Origin of the sequence: Streptococcus sp. 2106 (genome assembly GCF_013277315.1) — a bacterium.
Classification (GTDB): domain Bacteria; phylum Bacillota; class Bacilli; order Lactobacillales; family Streptococcaceae; genus Streptococcus; species Streptococcus pseudopneumoniae.
In genome coordinates, this window is record NZ_VMMS01000091.1 from 1 (window position 1) to 18,984 (window position 18,984).

Below are 18,984 nucleotides of genomic sequence, written 5' to 3' on the forward strand. Positions count from 1 at the left end.
TGAAGGAGGGATTTTTTGGTGATAAAACGGATAGTTCAGCCTTAATCAAAAACGAAGTTCGTATGATGATGAGCTGTATCGCCTACAATCTCTATCTTTTTCTCAAACATCTAGCTGGAGGTGACTTCCAAGCTTTAACAATCAAACGCTTCCGCCATCTTTTTCTTCACGTGGTAGGAAAATGTGTTCGAACAGGACGCAAGCAGCTCCTCAAATTGTCTAGTCTCTATGCCTATTCCGAATTGTTTTCAGCACTTTATTCTAGGATTAGAAAAGTCAACCTGAATCTTCCTGTTCCTTATGAACCACCTAGAAGAAAAGCGTCGTTAATGATGCATTAAATAACAGTCGAGATGAAAAAATCGTGTGACGCACCAAGGGAGGAGTCTGCCCTTTTGAGGAAATCTAGCGAGGAAAAATGATACTGGAACAGCAGAAAGTAAAACTGGCCTCATGAGGAGGAAGAAAGTGGCTCATGAGGTCAGGGGTTTTGTAAGTTACATCTAGTTGAGAGAGGTATGAATGATTTGGGGGAAATCCTAATTTTTTTCTCACTGTTTTAATCCCTTTATTTATGGTAAAATAAGACTATTAAGTTTAAAGAGGATTCCCTATGAAATTACAAAAACCAAAAGGAACGCAGGATATTTTACCTGCTGAATCTGCCAAGTGGCAGTACGTTGAGGGCTTTGCCCGTGAGATTTTCAAGCGTTACAACTACGCAGAAGTGCGCACGCCTATTTTTGAGCATTACGAGGTTATCAGTCGCTCTGTCGGAGATACAACGGATATCGTAACCAAGGAAATGTACGACTTTTATGACAAGGGTGACCGCCATATCACCCTCCGTCCAGAAGGAACAGCGCCCGTTGTCCGTTCCTATGTGGAAAATAAACTTTTCGCCCCAGAAGTGCAAAAGCCAAGTAAGTTCTACTACATGGGCCCTATGTTCCGCTATGAGCGTCCACAGGCAGGGCGTTTGCGCCAGTTCCACCAGATTGGTGTTGAGTGTTTTGGATCTAGCAATCCGGCTACCGATGTGGAAACCATCGCTATGGCAGCCCATTTCTTGAAAGAAATCGGTATCCAAGGTGTCAAATTGCACCTCAACACTCTTGGAAATCTTGAGAGTCGCGCGGCCTACCGCCAAGCCTTAATTGACTATTTGACACCGCTCAAGGAGACCTTGTCTAAGGATAGCCAACGTCGTTTGGAGGAAAATCCTCTCCGTGTCTTGGACTCTAAGGAAAAAGAAGACAAGGTGGCAGTAGAGAATGCACCGTCTATCTTGGACTTCCTTGATGAAGAAAGCCAAGCGCATTTTGATGCTGTGCGTCAGATGTTGGAGAATCTTGGAGTAGACTATATCATCGATACCAATATGGTGCGTGGTTTGGACTACTACAACCACACCATTTTTGAGTTTATCACTGAGATTGAGGGCAATGACTTGACAGTCTGTGCGGGTGGTCGTTACGATGGTTTGGTTTCTTACTTTGGAGGCCCGGAAACTGCTGGCTTTGGTTTTGGACTTGGTGTAGAGCGCCTGCTTCTCATTCTTGAAAAGCAAGGTGTGGCCCTCCCTATCGAAAACGCCCTAGATGTCTATATCGCAGTCTTGGGTGATGGAGCAAATGTCAAGGCCTTGGAATTGATACAAAATCTTCGTCAACAAGGTTTCAAAGCAGAGCGTGATTACCTCAACCGTAAGCTCAAAGCTCAGTTCAAGTCAGCCGATGTCTTTGCGACTAAGACTCTCATTACCCTAGGAGAGAGTGAAGTCGAAAGTGGACAAGTGACAGTCAAGAACAACCAAACCCGAGAAGAAGTGCAAGTGTCGCTTGAGACAATCAGCCAAAATTTCTCAGAAATTTTTGAAAAACTAGGCTTTTAATAACAGATAAACCGGTCAGGAACCTACTCCTGACCTTTTTCTTTTGCAAAATGACAAAAATCATAAACTTTTTGACAAATATGCTTGTCAAAAAGAAAAAGATGTGTTACAATGTAAGCAAGTTAAGAGAAAAGGAGCAAGGAACGATTATGTGGGCATTAGGATTTGTACCTCTTGTGATTATGTATTATATCTACCATTCCCAAAAGGTCAAGAAACTAGAGAATAAAATCAAAAGAATTGAGCAAAAACAGAAAGGAAATAAAGAAATGTCAAGAATTTTAAAAGAATTGATTGGGAAAACACCGACAATCGTTGGACAAGTTTTTGGAACAGATAACTGGGAAGTTGTGGATGTTGATGAGGAATGGGTCAAGCTACGTCGTGTTGATAAAAAGGGGAAAGAAAAATTCAAGTTGCAACGCATTGAGGATATCCAAACTGTTGAATTTGACGGAGAGTAGGTGTGTGACATGCAACTAAAAAATCGTCTAAAAGAGCTGCGGGCTCGCGATGGCCTTAATCAAACCGAACTAGCCAAGCTAGCAGAGGTTTCCAGACAGACTATCAGCCTATTAGAACGGGACGAATACACCCCGTCCGTTGTGATTGCCTTGAAAATATCTCAGATTTTCAACGAAACAGTCGAATCGGTATTTCGCTTGGAGGAGGACGAGTGATGAACAAGTTTAAAGTGATTTATTACATGAGTGTTCTTGCCCTCATTGTGAATGCTTTCGCTATGATTGGAACATTACTGGGGTGGTTCTATTTTGTTGAAAGTAAGTATTTGTTTTGGCTTAATTTAGCCCTCTTGTCCATTTTCAATCGGTTGAAGAAAAAGGAGAACAATGATGAACAAGTATAAAGTGATCTATTATGTAGTTGCCATAGCTCTATTAGTCAGCCTATGTCTACTAATTGGAACAAATCTAGGATGGTTTGATCTCTATTACAGCGACCAATTTATCTGGGCCTACTTTGCTCTTATCCCAGTCGTTGACTGGATTGAAAAGAAATCCAAAAATCTAGCAAGTAAATAAGGAGAATGAATATGGAAAAGAAAAAGAAACGTGGATTGTTATTATTTTTGATGTCTATTGTCTTGGGAGCTTTCTTTGGCATTTTTGTAGGGATGTTTAAGGCACTTGCTGAATCTCACGGAATTATGTTAGATGTAAAAATCTTGATACCATGGATATCAGCTATTTGTTTAGTATTAGGTTTCATTAGCATTCTTTTGACATTCAATTTCCTAAAGAAAAGCAGAAAGTTTCATTCCTTGTATCAAGAGGAAATGGATGATGATCTGAATGAAACCTATTATGTGCAAATGTATCGGAATCTCGAGTTTGGAACCACTGCTTTTAATATTGCAAGTGTAGCGATTTTATTGGCTCTTTTCATCTCAGGTAGTGAAGTGATTGTACCAAATAGAAGCAATCTAACCTTATCTCTTTCTTTTTTGGGATTAGTGCTGATTCTCAGTGTTCAAAAATATCTTTTTAAGACCATTGCGATTGTTCGTCAGTTTGATTTGGCATTTTTCTCAACACCAAAGGATGTCTTAGAGTATGTAAATTCTTATGATGAAGGGGAGCGTCAGGCTAATTTGGAACAGAGTTTTCGGATTTTATTCCAATTAAATCAGTATGTCTTACCAGTCTTATATGTTTTTCTTTTTATCATTTCTTTCTTGACAGGAGAGATTCAGTTACTAGCCTTCTTGCTTGTAGGAGCTATCCATATTTATATCAATGTGATGCAGTTACCTATGGTAAAACGCTATTTCAAATAAAGGAGTTTCTATGATTCGTGTTGAAAATGTAAGTAAAAGTTTTGGGAGCAAAAAAGCTCTTCATCAGATTTCTTTTGAGATTAAGGAGGGTGAAATCTTTGGTTTTCTGGGACCTTCTGGCTCAGGTAAAACAACCATGATCAATGTCTTAACAGGACAGTTGGCTGCAGATCAAGGTAAAACAGTTTTGCTAGGCAAGAATTCTCAAGATTTAACCTCAAATGATTTGGAACAAATTGGTATTGTGAGTGATGGCAGTAGTTTTTATGAAAAGATGAGTCTTTATAAAAATCTTCTCATCTATGCTAAGTTATATGGCCTCAAGGCAGATAGAGTAGTTCAGGTGCTTCAACAGGTTGGATTGGCAGATGCTAAAGATATTATCGCAGAAAAACTATCTACAGGAATGAAACAACGAATGTTCTTGGCTCGTGCCCTTCTTAATGCACCTAAGATTCTCTTCCTTGATGAGCCAACCAGTGGCTTAGACCCTACAACATCTAAGATGATTCATACCCTACTTCAAGAATTAAAGCATGCGGGGACAACTATCTTTCTGACCACGCATGATATGAATGAAGCAACTCTGCTTTGTAATCGCTTATCTCTTTTAAATAAGGGTAATTTAATAGAGTATGGAAGTCCGCAAGATATTATCCAGAAGTACCATGTGGATAAGAAAGTACGTGTAGCTTATAAAGATGGACGAGAACAGATAGTTCCATTTGAAGAATTGCCACATTTAGACACGACAGATTTGATGGTGGTTCACTCTTGTGAGCCGACTTTAGAAGAGATCTTTATCAGATTAACAGGAGAAAAGTTAGATGTTTAGAAAATTAAATGCCCTACTATGGTTAAGAGTGCAAGTTCTTATTAGTAATTCAACTTTATTGGCGAGTCTATTGATGCCTTTTGGAGTGACTGTTCTATATAATGCATTATTAAATAAGAATGGAGAATTGAGTGCGTTTCTCCTTTCTATGAGTTTAACGATGGTCTTGAGTATGGGAAGTGGTTATATGGTATCGATTATGATGGCAGAAGATAAGGCAAAACGAAATCTTAAATCACTCATCCTAAGTGGTGTGACAGCAACAGAATATACTTTCAGTATGCTTGTTCTCCCTATTCTGATAATGTTACTTGCTATGATTGTACTTCCCATCTATCTTAAAGTAGATGTATCTGGTTATTTATTTGCCTACGTTATCTATTTGGTCTTAGCAACTATTAGTGTTATTTTTCTCAACCTTCTAATCGGTGCGGTATCAGATACTCAATCTAAAGCGCAAGTTTATAGTATCTTCCCTATGTTAATTGTCTCTTTTTTACCTATAATTGCTCTTCAAAATGATACGGCTCAAAAAGTGTTGGATTATTCGTTCATCGGTCCTATTGTAAATCTTTTAAATAAAAAAGGTGGGGAAATATCTTTTTCTAATATCGGCATGTTACTTGCCTGGGTACTTGTGTTAGGAATAGCGAACCTCTTTGTATTGAAAAACAGCTATAAAGCAAGATAGGAGATTTATATGAAACTACTTAAAAACCTTGGCTGGTTTCTTCTAGCCCTTCTATCCTTTTTATTCATCTATGGCTTCATTCAGGGGCTCGCGACTACTTCGCTTGCCTTAGGCGCTTCACCTTATGCTGTTACCTTACTCTATGTGGCCTTGGCTGGAGTATATGTGTACGGTATTTACAAATGGTATCAGAAAGGTCCTGTCCATATTGAGAAGAGCGACTTCAACCGATTTATTTGGCTCCCTGCCTTGGTTTGGTTCTTATCTCTGGTTGTCCAGTTTTTCTTGCCAAATGATCCTTCAGTAAATCAGCAAATAGCGATAGACTTGACCTTGTCTCAACCACTTTTCTCATTCTTTGCGGTCGTTATTTTTGCTCCTCTGACGGAAGAACTTATCTTTAGAGGGATGTTAGCACGCTACCTCTTTCCTAAGCAGGACAATAGTAAACAAACTCTGCTTTTCCTTCTGGTATCTAGTGTTTTGTTTGCCTTAGGTCATTTCCCAGGTGATGTGCAACAATTTTTTGTCTATTTTAGCCTTGGTTTTAGTTTGGGCTTGGCTTATATTAGCAGAAAAGGTCTGGTCTACAGTATTTCTCTCCACGCTTTGAATAATTTAGTCGGCTTTTTGATGATACTCATGCTATAATAGAGTCAGGAGGTCACATGAAACGAGTAATTTTATTAGCAGTGATTCAAGCAGTTGTTCTATTTTTCATCATTGGGGCGCTAGCTTATGCCTTTAAGGGCGATTTCTTCTACAACTATCTAGCAGTTGTCTTTGCCCCTATTGCCGGTATATGGCGTTTTGGGACAGCTTACACAACGGAAATTGTCTTGCCTCGAAAGGCAGCTGAAATCGCTGAAAAGCGTAAAGCAGGCAACAATTCAAAATAAAAGAGTTCGGTGAAGTTCATCGGATTTTTGTATGTGAGTTAATTTTTAAAGACTGGCAAACTTTTCTGATGATTTTCATGAAGAGCCTGCGCTTTTATGGTAAAATAGTAACAGAATAAAAGAGGAGAGAAACAATGAAACGTAGTATGTATGCTGGTCGTGTTCGTGAGGAACACATCGGACAAGAAATGACCTTGAAAGGATGGGTAGGCCGTCGTCGTGACCTTGGTGGTTTGATCTTTATCGATCTTCGTGACCGTGAAGGAATCATGCAGTTGGTTATCAACCCTGAAAAAGTATCTGCAGAGGTTATGGCAACAGCTGAAAGCCTTCGTAGTGAATTTGTTATCGAGGTGACTGGACAGGTCGCTGCGCGTGAGCAAGCCAATGATAAGTTGCCAACTGGTGCAGTTGAGTTAAACGTGACAGCCTTGACAGTGCTTAATACAGCTAAGACAACCCCATTTGAGATTAAGGATGGCATTGAGGCTAATGACGATACACGTTTGCGTTACCGTTACCTTGACCTTCGTCGTCCAGAAATGTTGGAAAATCTTAAACTTCGTGCCAAGGTGACCCACTCTATCCGCAACTACTTGGATGAGTTGGAGTTTATCGACGTGGAGACACCCTTCCTTTCTAAGTCAACGCCTGAAGGGGCGCGTGACTATTTGGTGCCATCTCGTGTTAATAAAGGGCATTTTTATGCCCTTCCTCAAAGTCCACAAATTACGAAACAGCTCTTGATGAATGCTGGTTTTGACCGTTACTACCAAATCGTAAAATGTTTCCGTGACGAGGACTTGCGTGGTGACCGCCAGCCTGAGTTTACCCAGGTCGACTTGGAAACGTCTTTCCTCACTGAGCAAGAAATCCAAGATATCACAGAAGGTTTGATTGCGCGCGTGATGAAGGAAACAAAAGGTATCGAAGTGACACTTCCATTCCTTCGTATGAAATACGATGATGCGATGTCTCTTTACGGTTCTGACAAACCAGATACTCGTTTTGACATGTTGCTTCAGGACCTGACAGCAGTGGTCAAAGGTGTAGACTTTAAAGTCTTTTCAGAAGCACCTGCTGTCAAAGCAATTGTGGTCAAAGGAGCTGCGGACAACTACTCACGTAAAGACATCGATAAGATGACAGAAGTAGCCAAACAGTACGGTGCCAAAGGTCTTGCTTGGGTCAAGGTGGTTGATGGAGAATTAAACGGACCAGTTGCTAAGTTCTTGACTAGCATCCAAGCAGAATTGACAGCAGCACTTGCGCTTGAAGATAAGGACTTGGTTCTCTTTGTGGCGGATACGCTTGAAGTAGCTAACGCAACTCTTGGTGCCCTTCGTGGACGTATTGCCAAAGAGCTTGGCTTGATTGATAACGATAAATTCAACTTCCTTTGGGTGATTGACTGGCCAATGTTTGAATGGTCTGAAGAAGAAGGCCGCTACATGAGCGCCCACCATCCATTCACACTTCCACAGGAAGAGACTGCTCACGAATTAGAAAGTGATTTGGCTAAGGTTCGTGCCATTGCTTACGATATTGTCTTGAACGGTTATGAGCTTGGTGGTGGTAGCCTTCGTATCAACCAAAAAGACCTTCAAGAACGCATGTTCAAGGCTCTTGGTTTCTCAGCTGAAGAAGCAAATGACCAGTTTGGTTTCCTTCTTGAAGCTATGGACTATGGTTTCCCACCACACGGTGGCTTGGCTATCGGGCTTGACCGTTTTGTCATGTTGCTTGCTGGAGAAGAAAATATCCGTGAAGTCATTGCCTTCCCTAAAAACAATAAAGCAAGTGACCCAATGACGCAAGCTCCTTCAACAGTCGCTCTCAAACAACTAGAGGAACTCAGCTTACAAGTAGAAGAAGATGAAACAAGCAAAACGAATTAAGCGGTGGCGCTATTATCTGCGCCGCTTTGCTTATCAGATAAAAATTTTACGTGTCTTACAAAGTATCTCTCGGGAAAAATATGATGAGAAGATTTCGGCCTCACTGGTCTATGGTTTTTTATCAGCAGTAGCAGTTAATTTCTTTTTCCAACCAGGGCATGTGTATTCGAGTGGTGCAACAGGTTTGGCACAGATTATCTCTGCCTTGAGTAATCACTGGTTTGGTTTTCATATCCCGATTTCGCTAACCTTTTACGCCATTAACTTCCCTTTGATGGTCTTGGCTTGGTATCAGATTGGGCATAAGTTCACTGTCTTTACCTTTATCACGGTGTCCATGAGTTCCTTCTTTATCCAGTTTGTCCCTGTGGCAACCTTGACGGAGGATCCCATTATCAATGCCCTTTTTGGGGGTGTTGTCATGGGCTTGGGGATTGGTTTTGCTCTTCGCAACAATATCTCCAGTGGAGGTACAGATATTGTCAGCCTGACCATTCGCAAGAAAACGGGTAAGAACGTTGGTAGTATTTCTTTCTTGGTCAATGGGACTATCATGCTGATAGCAGGTTTGACCTTTGGTTGGAAATACGCTCTCTACTCTATGATTACCATCTTTGTCTCTAGCCGTGTAACAGATGCGGTCTTTACCAAGCAAAAACGCATGCAGGCAATGATTGTGACCAATCATCCAGACAAGGTAATTGAAAAAATTCATAAAAAATTGCACCGCGGAGCAACCATGATCCACGATGCAGAAGGAACCTATAATCACGAGAGAAAGGCAGTTTTAATCACTGTTATTACACGTGCAGAGTTTAATGAATTTAAACAGATTATGACACAAGTGGATCCAGGGGCCTTTGTCTCTGTATCGGAAAATGTTCATATTCTAGGAAGATTTGTTGAGATAGATAACTAGTGACTAGTACTTAAAATGAGTCTTCCCATAATAAAACGCAGACTATCAAGTTTTTTAACACCTGATAGTCTGTGTTTTTTGCTTTTAACGATTTTTTGCCCAGTCTCTTATTTTTCAATAATTTTGTGGGCGATTAACTGACGGTAGCAGATTTGTCTATTTTCTTTAGAATCATTGATGATGCAGAGAATAGTTTCTAAAGAAGTGCGTCCGAGTGCTAGGCTATTGATATCGACATAGGCTGCCAAGTTGAGCTTGGGATTGACTGAGTCGAAGCTGAGAACAGGGACATCCAGCTGGTGTTTGGCAATATAGTCACAAACACCTTCAGCTAGGAGACTATCGGTTGTGATGATGGCATCAATTTGTGGATCGTGCTTGAATAATCGCTTGCTAAATTTATAGCCCTTTTCTTCCAGAAACTCGTCTGCAAAGTAGATGCGATTGTTGTCAGTGGTCAGTTTGTAATGCTTAAGCGCCTGTTCATAGCCTGTTAAACGGTCTTTGGTCACGAAGAGCTTTTTACTTCCTCCGATAAAGGCAATGCGTTTGCAGCCTTTTTTGATGAAATATTCAGTCGCATCAAAACCAGCTTGAACATTGTCGTTGTCGACAAGTGGGATGAAAGGAGATAGAGATTTACCTAAAATAAGGAAGGGGAACTGTTCTTCTGCTACGAGTTTGACGAGGGGATCTTCTTCTTGGGCATAGAGAAAGATTAGCCCATCTACACGCTTGCCGTAGACCATTTGTGAAATAGCGTTGAGACGCTCCTTTTCATCTTTTCCTGTTGCTATCTGAATGGCATAGTGGTTTTCAGATGCGACTTGAGAGATGCCACGTAGAACCGATGGAAAGAAAGGATTCTGGTAGAAGGCGTCTGAGTCATCAGGAAGAACCAAACCAATCACCTGAGTGTAGCTGCTTACCAAGCTACGAGCGTTGAGGTTGGGGTGGTAATTGAGCTCCTTCATAGCCTTGCGAACGCGTTTTTTTGTTTCGTCGCTAATGGTTGATTTATTTTGAATAACACGGGTTACGGTTGAAGGCGAAACACCAGCAGCCTTGGCCACGTCTTTAATCGTAACGGGCATAAAAATCTCCTATTTATGGTAATTTGGATCACGGAAATGTGTTTTATAAAAGATAGTGACCAGATACAGAACAAAAAGAATATTTTGTACAGTAATCAGGGTTGTCATATTTTGGCCAAATAATCCCAAAATAAGTGTAATCAGAGTCGGCAATCCTAAACAGTTCAAGATAAAGTGATAGCACTCTTTAAAGGTTCTAAATGAAAAGAGGCGTGATTTCTTAGTGATATAAAGGAGAAGACTAGCTCCTAGAGAGACGATAAAGAAATTCAAACCAAAGAGGAAGCTGGCACCGAGAACTAGGAAGAGACTGATATAGACACGATTTTGTTGGTACCAGTCTTTAGAAATTGCTTGGGTCAAGCTGTCTTTGCTTTTGAAACTCTCAGTCTGAATGGCTCGGTAAGAGATGCGGGTCAGTTCCTTGCTTTCCTTGCTGATGACTAGCTCATTTGTATCGAAATGCAGTTGCAAGTCTTTAGGTAATTCCTTGCTTTGGCTTGGACCAATCACAAGAGAAGGGGCTTGATTGGCAGTTCCTGTATAAGTTAAGTTGCCATCGACAATTGTAGCATGTTCAGAGAGATCCTGGACAACCTCATCTGTCAGAGGTTCATAGACATTATCGATAAAAGTTTCTAGCGGATAGGTCTCCTGGGAGCTGTTTTGGATGGCAATGGGTACCATAGACAAGCTGATAAGGAAGATACTGGTAAAGAGTAGTTGAAACCAGTTGAGTCCGAAACGTTTGGACAGGGGCTTACGAAATCCCCAAATACTTGAAAAATAGGAAAATGGATATGGAAGCATGGGTATCTTTCTAAAAGGTGTTTTCTATATGAGTATTATATAGTTAAATTCGCTTTATTTCAAGTCTAGGAGAAAAATTGCTTGTTGTAAGGATAGTGCTTACAGTAACAATTGCTAATACTCAATGAAAATCAAAGTGCAAACTAGGAAGCTAGCTGCAGGTTGCTCAAAACAGTGTTTTGAGGTTGCAGATGGAAGCTGACGTGGTTTGAAGAGATTTTCGAAGAGTATAAAATGAAAAAGGGTGGCGGGGATAAATTATCCCTTGTCGCCACCACTTGTAAGTCCTGAAACAAAGTTCTTTTGTAGGAAGAAGAAGAGAATACAGATTGGAAGGGCGATGAGGATAGCACCTGCTGAGAAGTAGGCAATCTTCATGTTTTTCGCATTGTTAACGAAGGTTTGGAGACCCACGGCAACAGTAAAGTATTCTTTCTCACGAAGCAAGAAACTAGAGAGGATGTAGTCCCCGAAAGGTCCCATGAAGGCCCAGAGAGCTTGTACGGCAACCATTGGGCGAACAAGTGGAAGAACAATTTGCCAGAAGCGGCGGAAGTGTCCTGCACCGTCTAGTTTTGCAGATTCGTCTAAAGACATTGGCACTGTATCGAAGTAGCCTTTCATGAGCCAAGTATTCATCGGGATACCACCACCAACGTAGAGGAAGATGAGGAACCAGCTGTGGTTAAGGGCGTTCAACATAAGCGCCATAACGAAGAAGGCTGTCAAAGCGGCCATAGTTGGCACCATTTGGATGATCAAGAAGAAGACCAAACTTTGTTTACGAGCCAAGAAGTTGTAACGGCTGTAGGCATAACCAGCAAGTACGATGATACTTGTTTGAACAGCCATGGTAATCAAGGCAATGATCAAGGTGTTGAGGTACCAAGTACCGTACAAGGTTTCAGTGAAGAGGCCTTGGAAGTTAGCAAAACTAAAGTCGACGTTGCTGTCTAGTTTAAAGGCTACTACGTTACCAGTCTTGAAGGCTGACATAATGGTAATCAAAAGTGGATAGATAATGACAATTGATAGACCAATCAGGTAAAGGTATGTAAGGCTTTGAGTCAGTCTACGTTTGAGTTTAATTGAGTTATTCATCTTAGACGTCCTCCATATCAAATGCGTGTAGTTTCTTGAATGCGATCATAGAGATTGAGATGACAATGATAGAGATAATCAAGGTGACAGCTGCCGCCATTGAGTATTGAGGAGATGTACCTGTTGTCAAACGGTAAATCCATGAAATCAAGATATCGGTTGAACCAGCTCCACCACCGACACTACCAGGTCCTCCAGCGTTGAAGAGGTACATGATAGAGAAGTTGTTAAAGTTGAAGGTGTATTGGCTAATCAAAGTAGGTGCCGCAACAGCTAAGATCATTGGGAAAGTGATGTTGCGGAATTTTTGCCAAGCATTGGCACCGTCAATATAAGCTGCTTCGTAAAGGTCGTTAGGAATAGATTGCAAGATACCCAAGGTCAGAACGTAGATGTATGGGAATCCAAGCCAACCTTGCATCATAATCAAGGCAATCTTAGTCCAAGTTGGGTCTGTTTTCCAGGGAATAAGAGCGCCATCAAGGAAAGGAAGGAATTTAGCCAAGATTGGCAATACTTGGGTGTTGATAGCTCCGACACTATCGTTAAACATGTTTGAGAATGTCAAGATAGTGATGAAGGCTGGGACAGCCCAAGGAAGAAGGAAAATAACACCAAAGATACGTTTTCCTTTGATAAATGGTTGGTTAGCAATGATAGCTGTGAAGATACCAATCACAATCTGTAAAGTTGAGGCTGCCAAAGCCCAGATGATGGTCCAAGAAAGAACAGAACCAAAGGCAGAACGGAAGGTACTCAAACTCCAGATATTACTAAAGTTTGTCAAACCAACCCAGTCCAACAATTTGTTTGGTGGTAAGTGTTGGAAGTCATAGTTGGTAAAGGCGATCATCAAGGTTACGATAACTGGGAAGATAATCGCGAAGGTCATGGCAACATAAGATGGAATAATCAAGAGATAAGGGAAACCATTTTCATAAATCCCTTTGATCATGTCTTTGAGGGTACGTGGAACTGGAATTCCATTGTTAATGCGTTTTGCAATCGTATATGCATCTTTGATATTTGAGAAATAAAAGAGTACATAAACGACTACAAAGATTAAATGGAAGGCACCACGAATCAGCATAAAGAGGGAATTATCACGACCGGGCTTGTCACCAAGAGTGATGAGATTGCTCAATTCAGGTGCTGCAAGTGCTAGGAAGTAAAGGACAAATACGATGGTTACACCAAGGAAGATAAAACCTTTGGCTTTTTGTTTATTGTAAATCTGTCCTAACCCAGGAATGATAGACAGCAGGGCTGCTTTACTAGGTTGTTGCTTTTCCATAATAACTCCTTTCATAGGATACTACTTTTTTTATAAGAAAGCTAAATTATTTGTGTCTCTATTGATAAATTCAAAGGGGGATTTGAATTCCACCCCCCTTGAACAAATTTTTTATTCACCAAATTTTTGTTTGATTGTTTCTTTGATCAATGTTACAGCGTCGTTAGCAGCTGTTTTAGCATCTTTTTGACCACTTACAGTATCAAAGAGCATGTTAGCAGCTGGTTCCCAAACTGCAGACATTTGAGAGATGTTTGGAATTGGTTGAGCGTTCTTGAATTGTTTGATAACAGCTGTTGTCAACTCATCGTTTTTACCTTCAGCGTATGAACGAGCTTCAATATTAGCTGGGATTTCGTTAGTTGCATCGTAGAAAGCTTTTTGTTGTTCAGTTGAAACAAGGAAGTCTACAAATTTCTGTGCGCCTTCAAGGTTCTTAGTACTTGAAGGAATGATCCAAGCTTTACCACCACCGAATGCAGCATATTCTTTTCCATTTGGAAGAGTTGGGATAGTCGCAACACCGTAGTTTACTTTAGCATCTTTGAGGGCTTGAGCTTTCCAAGGTCCATCAATGATAGCAGCTGTTTTACCTTCTTGGAATTGAGTTTGGATTAGGTTTCCAGCAGCTGTACCATCTTGCATACCTTTAGGCCATTTTTCGTACCAAGATTTAGCGTAGTTGATACCTGCGATAGAACCGTCGTTGGCAAGACCGATGTCTTTAGGGTCTTTACCGTTTTGTCCAAATACGTAAGCGCCGTTACCAGCAAGAAGTCCGTATGCATAGTAGAAGTTTGTCCAGTCAGCTAGGAAGGCAGAAGTTTTTCCATCTTCTCCAGCGAAGGCATATTTGCTATCTTTAGCAAGGTTTTCCAAGTCAGCAAATGTTTTGGGAGCGTCTTTTACCAAGTCTTTGTTGTAGTACATAACAAGTGACTCGATAACGGCAGGAGCACCGTAAACTTTACCGTCAGCAGCGGTTACAAGAGATTTAGTTGTATCTTCTGTTTTAGCACCATCGCTCAATTTCACTTCTGAAAGTTGTCCGTCAGAACCAAGGCTACCCACACGGTCGTATGGAGCCATCATAACGTCAGCAGCTTGACCAGATTGGTTGTCAAGAGAAAGTTTGTCAAGTCCACCAAGTTGGTCACCAGATTTGATGTTAACTGTTGTGCCTGATTGCTCTTTATAAGCTTTAGCAACTGTTTCAGCATAAGCTTTGTATTGGTCCTCAACGTAAAGAGTGATTTCTTTCGCTTCAGATGAACCAGACTCAGCAGGCTTATCAGCAGTTTTGCTTCCGCAAGCTACCAAGAGCAAGCTAGCAAGTGTAGCAGTTCCAAGCACCGCAGCGCTCTTCATGAATTTAGATGACATAGTGTATTCCTCCTAAAGAATAACAAGTTTTATTGATAAGGAAACGCAAACGTTTTCCTTTATGACCTTAGTATAGCACAAATAGAAAACGGTTGCAAGTGTTTTTGTTAAAAATTTTAAAAAAATTTTAAGCTTGATTTGATAGCATGATTTTGCTTTTTAATAGAAGAAAAGTATGAAATAGATAAGAATACAGTATTTTTAATAAAAAATAGATGGAATCTGTCTAAAGAGGGAAATCAGGAGGGGCTACCTCCCTGTTTCTAATTCCTATCTATTTTCTATAGACCTTTGTGCCTCCTTGCATCTAAATTCAAGTTTTCTAGGGGAGGATTTGCAGTTTGTAGACGGATTCTGTGAGAGTCAAATTTTAGGATTAGATAGTTTTAAGTTATCTTTGCTAAAATGGGTTAGTCTCCTTAAAAATAATCAAAAAAGTTTTTTAAAAACGCTTGCAATTATGCTTGAAAAGGAGTATACTTGTAAGTAGCGCAAACGTTTGCGTCTGCAAAAATACGCAACGTTCCATTATTTTAACACATGAGGTGCTATTATGAAAAAACGTCAAAGTGGTGTGTTGATGCACATCTCTTCTCTTCCAGGAGCTTACGGAATCGGATCATTTGGTCAAAGTGCTTACGACTTCGTTGATTTCTTGGTTCGTACAAAACAACGTTACTGGCAAATCCTTCCATTAGGAACAACTAGTTACGGGGATTCTCCTTATCAATCTTTCTCAGCCTTCGCAGGAAACACTCATTTTATCGATTTAGATATCTTGGTGGAGCAAGGTTTGTTGGAAGTAAGTGACCTTGAAGGAGTTGACTTTGGTAGCGATGCGTCTGAAGTTGACTATGCTAAGATTTACTATGCACGTCGTCCTCTTTTAGAAAAAGCGGTGAAACGTTTCTTTGAAGTCGGAGATGTTAAAGATTTTGAGAAATTTGCTCAAGACAACCAATCATGGCTTGAGCTCTTTGCTGAGTATATGGCTATCAAAGAGCATTTTGCCAATCTTGCTTGGACTGAATGGCCAGATGCAGATGCTCGCGTTCGTAAAGCTTCAGCACTTGAAAGCTACCGTGAGCAATTGGCAGACAAGTTGGTTTACCACCGTGTGACTCAATACTTCTTCTTCCAACAATGGTTGAAATTGAAAGCTTACGCTAACGACAACCACATCGAAATCGTTGGAGACATGCCAATCTACGTAGCGGAAGATTCAAGCGATATGTGGGCAAATCCACATCTCTTCAAGACAGATGTCAACGGTAAGGCTACTTGCATCGCAGGATGCCCACCAGATGAATTTTCTGCAACTGGTCAGCTTTGGGGTAACCCAATCTATGACTGGGAAGCAATGGATAAAGACGGTTACAAATGGTGGATTGAACGCTTGCGTGAAAGCTTCAAAATCTACGACATCGTTCGTATCGACCACTTCCGCGGCTTCGAATCTTACTGGGAAATCCCTGCTGGTTCCGATACAGCAGCACCTGGTGAGTGGGTCAAAGGTCCTGGCTACAAGCTTTTTGCAGCCGTTAAGGAAGAACTTGGTGAGCTAAATATCATCGCTGAAGACCTTGGCTTCATGACTGATGAAGTTATTGAGTTGCGTGAACGTACTGGCTTCCCAGGAATGAAGATTCTTCAATTTGCTTTCAATCCAGAAGACGAAAGTATCGATAGCCCACACTTGGCACCTGCTAACTCAGTTATGTACACAGGAACACACGATAACAACACGGTTCTTGGTTGGTACCGTAACGAGATCGATGATGCGACTCGTGAGTACATGGCTCGTTACACGAACCGTAAAGAATACGAAACAGTTCCACACGCTATGCTTCGTACAGTCTTTTCATCAGTTAGCTTCATGGCAATTGCAACTATGCAAGATTTGCTAGAATTGGATGAGACAGCTCGTATGAACTTCCCATCTACCCTTGGTGGAAACTGGTCTTGGCGTATGACTGAAGATCAATTGACACCAGCTGTTGAGGAAGGTTTGCTTGACTTGACAACAATCTATCGACGAATCAATGAAAATTTGGTAGAATTAAAGAAATAATACAATATCAGGAGACACCTTAAACATGTTATCACTACAAGAATTTGTACAAAATCGTTACAATAAAACCATTGCAGAATGTAGCAATGAAGAGCTTTACCTTGCTCTTCTTAACTACAGCAAGCTTGCAAGTAGCCAAAAACCAGTTAACACTGGTAAGAAAAAAGTTTACTACATCTCAGCTGAGTTCTTGATTGGTAAACTCTTGTCAAACAACTTGATCAACCTTGGTCTTTACGACGATGTCAAAAAAGAACTTGCTGCTGCAGGTAAAGACTTGATCGAAGTTGAAGAAGTTGAATTAGAACCATCTCTTGGTAATGGTGGTTTGGGACGTTTGGCTGCCTGCTTTATCGACTCAATTGCGACTCTTGGTTTGAATGGTGACGGTGTTGGTCTTAACTACCACTTTGGTCTTTTCCAACAAGTTCTTAAAAACAACCAACAAGAAACAATTCCAAATGCATGGTTGACTGACCAAAACTGGTTGGTTCGCTCAAGTCGTAGCTACCAAGTACCATTTGCAGATTTTACTTTGACATCAACTCTTTATGATATTGATGTTCCTGGTTACAAGACAGAAACGAAGAACCGCTTGCGTTTGTTTGACTTGGATTCAGTTGATTCTTCTATTATTAAAGACGGTATCAGCTTTGACAAGACAGACATCGCTCGCAACTTGACTCTCTTCCTTTACCCAGATGATAGTGACCGTCAAGGTGAATTGCTCCGTATCTTCCAACAATACTTCATGGTTTCAAACGGTGCGCAATTGATCATCGACGAAGCAATCGAAAAAGGAAGCAACTTGCATGACCTTGCTGATTACGCAGTTGTACAAATCAACGATACTCACCCATCAATGGTGATTCCTGAATTGATCCGTCTTTTGACTGCACGTGGTATCGAGCTTGACGAAGCAATCTCAATCGTTCGTAGCATGACTGCTTATACTAACCACACAATCCTTGCTGAAGCCCTTGAAAAATGGCCTCTTGAATTCTTGCAAGAAGTGGTTCCTCACTTGGTACCAATCATTAAAGAATTGGACCGTCGTGTGAAGGCAGAGTACAAAGATCCAGCTGTTCAAATCATCGATGAGAGCGGACGTGTTCACATGGCTCACATGGATATCCACTACGGATACAGTGTTAACGGGGTTGCAGCACTTCACACTGAAATCTTGAAGAACTCTGAGTTGAAAGCTTTCTACGACCTTTACCCAGAAAAATTCAACAACAAAACAAACGGTATTACTTTCCGTCGTTGGCTTATGCATGCTAACCCAAGATTGTCTCACTACTTGGATGAGATTCTTGGAGATGGTTGGCACCATGAAGCAGATGAGCTTGAAAAACTCTTGTCTTACGAAGATAAAGCAGCTGTCAAAGAAAAATTGGAAAGCATCAAGGCTCACAACAAACGTAAATTGGCTCGTCACTTGAAAGAACACCAAGGTGTGGAAATCAATCCAAACTCTATCTTTGATATCCAAATCAAACGTCTTCACGAGTACAAACGCCAACAAATGAACGCCTTGTACGTGATCCACAAATACCTTGACATCAAAGCTGGTAACATTCCTGCTCGCCCAATCACAATCTTCTTTGGTGGTAAAGCAGCTCCAGCCTACACAATCGCTCAAGACATCATCCACTTGATCCTTTGCATGTCAGAAGTTATTGCTAACGATCCAGCAGTAGCTCCACACTTGCAAGTAGTTATGGTTGAAAACTACAACGTTACTGCAGCAAGCTTCCTTATCCCAGCATGTGATATTTCAGAACAAATCTCACTTGCTTCTAAAGAAGCTTCAGGTACTGGTAACATGAAATTCATGTTGAACGGAGCTTTGACTCTTGGTACTATGGACGGTGCTAACGTGGAAATCGCTGAGTTGGTTGGCGACGAAAACATCTACATTTTCGGTGAAGATTCAGAAACTGTTATCGACCTTTACGCAAAAGCAGCTTACAAATCAAGCGAATTCTACGCTCGTAAAGCTATCAAACCATTGGTTGACTTCATCGTTAGCGATGCAGTTCTTGCAGCTGGAAACAAAGAGCGCTTGGAACGTCTTTACAATGAATTGATCAACAAAGACTGGTTCATGACTCTTCTTGACTTGGAAGACTACATCAAAGTCAAAGAGCAAATGCTTGCTGACTACGAAGACCGTGATGCATGGTTGGATAAAGTTATTGTTAACATTTCTAAAGCAGGATTCTTCTCATCTGACCGTACAATTGCTCAGTACAACGAAGATATCTGGCACTTGAACTAATACTCTTCGAAAA

20 protein-coding genes are annotated in these 18,984 nt (G+C 40.9%); 15 read left to right on the top strand and 5 right to left on the bottom strand.

The features are described from left to right. From HT723_RS09395 to HT723_RS09455, 13 genes are all read left to right on the top strand, one after another. Window positions 1-341 (top strand): transposase (locus tag HT723_RS09395; RefSeq protein WP_172935090.1); only part of this gene is annotated, 341 nt, incomplete at its 5' end. A gap of 272 nt (window positions 342-613) precedes the next feature. Further along, the gene (hisS, locus tag HT723_RS09400; protein WP_172935091.1) at window positions 614-1,894 is read left to right on the top strand and encodes a histidine--tRNA ligase; all 1,281 of its coding nucleotides are present in this window, start codon (window positions 614-616) and stop codon (window positions 1,892-1,894) included. Beyond that, the gene (locus HT723_RS09405; protein ID WP_172935098.1) at window positions 1,894-2,358 is read left to right on the top strand and encodes a hypothetical protein; all 465 of its coding nucleotides are present in this window, start codon (window positions 1,894-1,896) and stop codon (window positions 2,356-2,358) included. Before hisS ends, HT723_RS09405 begins: the two co-directional genes overlap by 1 nt. A gap of 9 nt (window positions 2,359-2,367) precedes the next feature. Continuing rightward, window positions 2,368-2,574 (top strand): helix-turn-helix transcriptional regulator, encoded by a 207-nt coding sequence (locus tag HT723_RS09410; RefSeq protein ID WP_001176233.1) that lies wholly within the window; start codon window positions 2,368-2,370, stop codon window positions 2,572-2,574. Further along, entirely contained in the window at window positions 2,574-2,762 is a 189-nt protein-coding gene (locus HT723_RS09415; RefSeq protein WP_172935092.1) for a hypothetical protein, read from the top strand. The genes HT723_RS09410 and HT723_RS09415 overlap by 1 nt, the downstream gene beginning before the upstream one ends. Next, window positions 2,749-2,937 (top strand): hypothetical protein, encoded by a 189-nt coding sequence (locus HT723_RS09420; RefSeq protein ID WP_001046123.1) that lies wholly within the window; start codon window positions 2,749-2,751, stop codon window positions 2,935-2,937. Before HT723_RS09415 ends, HT723_RS09420 begins: the two co-directional genes overlap by 14 nt. A gap of 11 nt (window positions 2,938-2,948) precedes the next feature. Further along, entirely contained in the window at window positions 2,949-3,692 is a 744-nt protein-coding gene (locus HT723_RS09425; RefSeq protein ID WP_000412276.1) for a DUF3169 family protein, read from the top strand. A 10-nt stretch (window positions 3,693-3,702) separates the two neighbouring features. Next, window positions 3,703-4,527, top strand: a complete 825-nt coding sequence (locus HT723_RS09430) for an ABC transporter ATP-binding protein (protein ID WP_172935093.1) — start codon at window positions 3,703-3,705, stop codon at window positions 4,525-4,527. Further along, window positions 4,520-5,218, top strand: coding sequence for an ABC transporter permease (locus HT723_RS09435; RefSeq protein ID WP_000488855.1), 699 nt, complete (start codon window positions 4,520-4,522; stop codon window positions 5,216-5,218). Before HT723_RS09430 ends, HT723_RS09435 begins: the two co-directional genes overlap by 8 nt. Before the next feature lie 9 nt (window positions 5,219-5,227). Further along, window positions 5,228-5,869, top strand: coding sequence for a type II CAAX endopeptidase family protein (locus tag HT723_RS09440; RefSeq protein ID WP_000771219.1), 642 nt, complete (start codon window positions 5,228-5,230; stop codon window positions 5,867-5,869). A gap of 17 nt (window positions 5,870-5,886) precedes the next feature. After that, window positions 5,887-6,117 (top strand): hypothetical protein, encoded by a 231-nt coding sequence (locus HT723_RS09445; protein WP_172935094.1) that lies wholly within the window; start codon window positions 5,887-5,889, stop codon window positions 6,115-6,117. Window positions 6,118-6,251: 134 nt separating this feature from the next. Next, complete coding sequence (gene aspS, locus HT723_RS09450) at window positions 6,252-8,015, top strand: aspartate--tRNA ligase (RefSeq protein WP_172935095.1); 1,764 nt, start codon at window positions 6,252-6,254, stop codon at window positions 8,013-8,015. Further along, window positions 7,993-8,934, top strand: a complete 942-nt coding sequence (locus HT723_RS09455; RefSeq protein ID WP_050261019.1) for a YitT family protein — start codon at window positions 7,993-7,995, stop codon at window positions 8,932-8,934. The genes aspS and HT723_RS09455 overlap by 23 nt, the downstream gene beginning before the upstream one ends. Window positions 8,935-9,041: 107 nt before the next feature. On the opposite strand, the gene HT723_RS09460 is transcribed toward HT723_RS09455, so the two are convergent. The 5 genes from HT723_RS09460 to HT723_RS09480 all read right to left on the bottom strand — a co-directional run bounded on the left by HT723_RS09460 (window position 9,042) and on the right by HT723_RS09480 (window position 14,616). Further along, on the bottom strand, window positions 9,042-10,028 hold the full coding sequence (locus HT723_RS09460) for a LacI family DNA-binding transcriptional regulator (RefSeq protein WP_138705726.1): 987 nt from the start codon (window positions 10,026-10,028) through the stop codon (window positions 9,042-9,044). Between the two features lie 9 nt (window positions 10,029-10,037). Continuing rightward, a complete protein-coding gene (locus tag HT723_RS09465; protein ID WP_138705727.1) occupies window positions 10,038-10,838 on the bottom strand; it encodes a DUF1189 domain-containing protein in 801 nt (266 codons plus the stop codon). 258 nt (window positions 10,839-11,096) lie between these two features. Beyond that, window positions 11,097-11,939 carry a sugar ABC transporter permease gene (locus HT723_RS09470; protein ID WP_001065638.1) on the bottom strand — a complete coding sequence of 281 codons (843 nt, stop codon included), beginning with the start codon at window positions 11,937-11,939 and terminating at the stop codon, window positions 11,097-11,099. 1 nt (window position 11,940) lies between these two features. Further along, the gene (locus HT723_RS09475; protein ID WP_000414964.1) at window positions 11,941-13,233 is read right to left on the bottom strand and encodes a sugar ABC transporter permease; all 1,293 of its coding nucleotides are present in this window, start codon (window positions 13,231-13,233) and stop codon (window positions 11,941-11,943) included. Window positions 13,234-13,344: 111 nt separating this feature from the next. Further along, a complete protein-coding gene (locus HT723_RS09480) occupies window positions 13,345-14,616 on the bottom strand; it encodes an extracellular solute-binding protein (protein ID WP_172933848.1) in 1,272 nt (423 codons plus the stop codon). Window positions 14,617-15,169: 553 nt separating this feature from the next. Between HT723_RS09480 and malQ the strand changes: the two genes are divergently transcribed. Further along, the gene (gene malQ, locus HT723_RS09485) at window positions 15,170-16,687 is read left to right on the top strand and encodes a 4-alpha-glucanotransferase (protein ID WP_172935096.1); all 1,518 of its coding nucleotides are present in this window, start codon (window positions 15,170-15,172) and stop codon (window positions 16,685-16,687) included. A 25-nt stretch (window positions 16,688-16,712) separates the two neighbouring features. Beyond that, window positions 16,713-18,971 carry a glycogen/starch/alpha-glucan family phosphorylase gene (gene glgP / locus HT723_RS09490; RefSeq protein WP_172935097.1) on the top strand — a complete coding sequence of 753 codons (2,259 nt, stop codon included), beginning with the start codon at window positions 16,713-16,715 and terminating at the stop codon, window positions 18,969-18,971. Window positions 18,972-18,984: the final 13 nt, after the last annotated feature.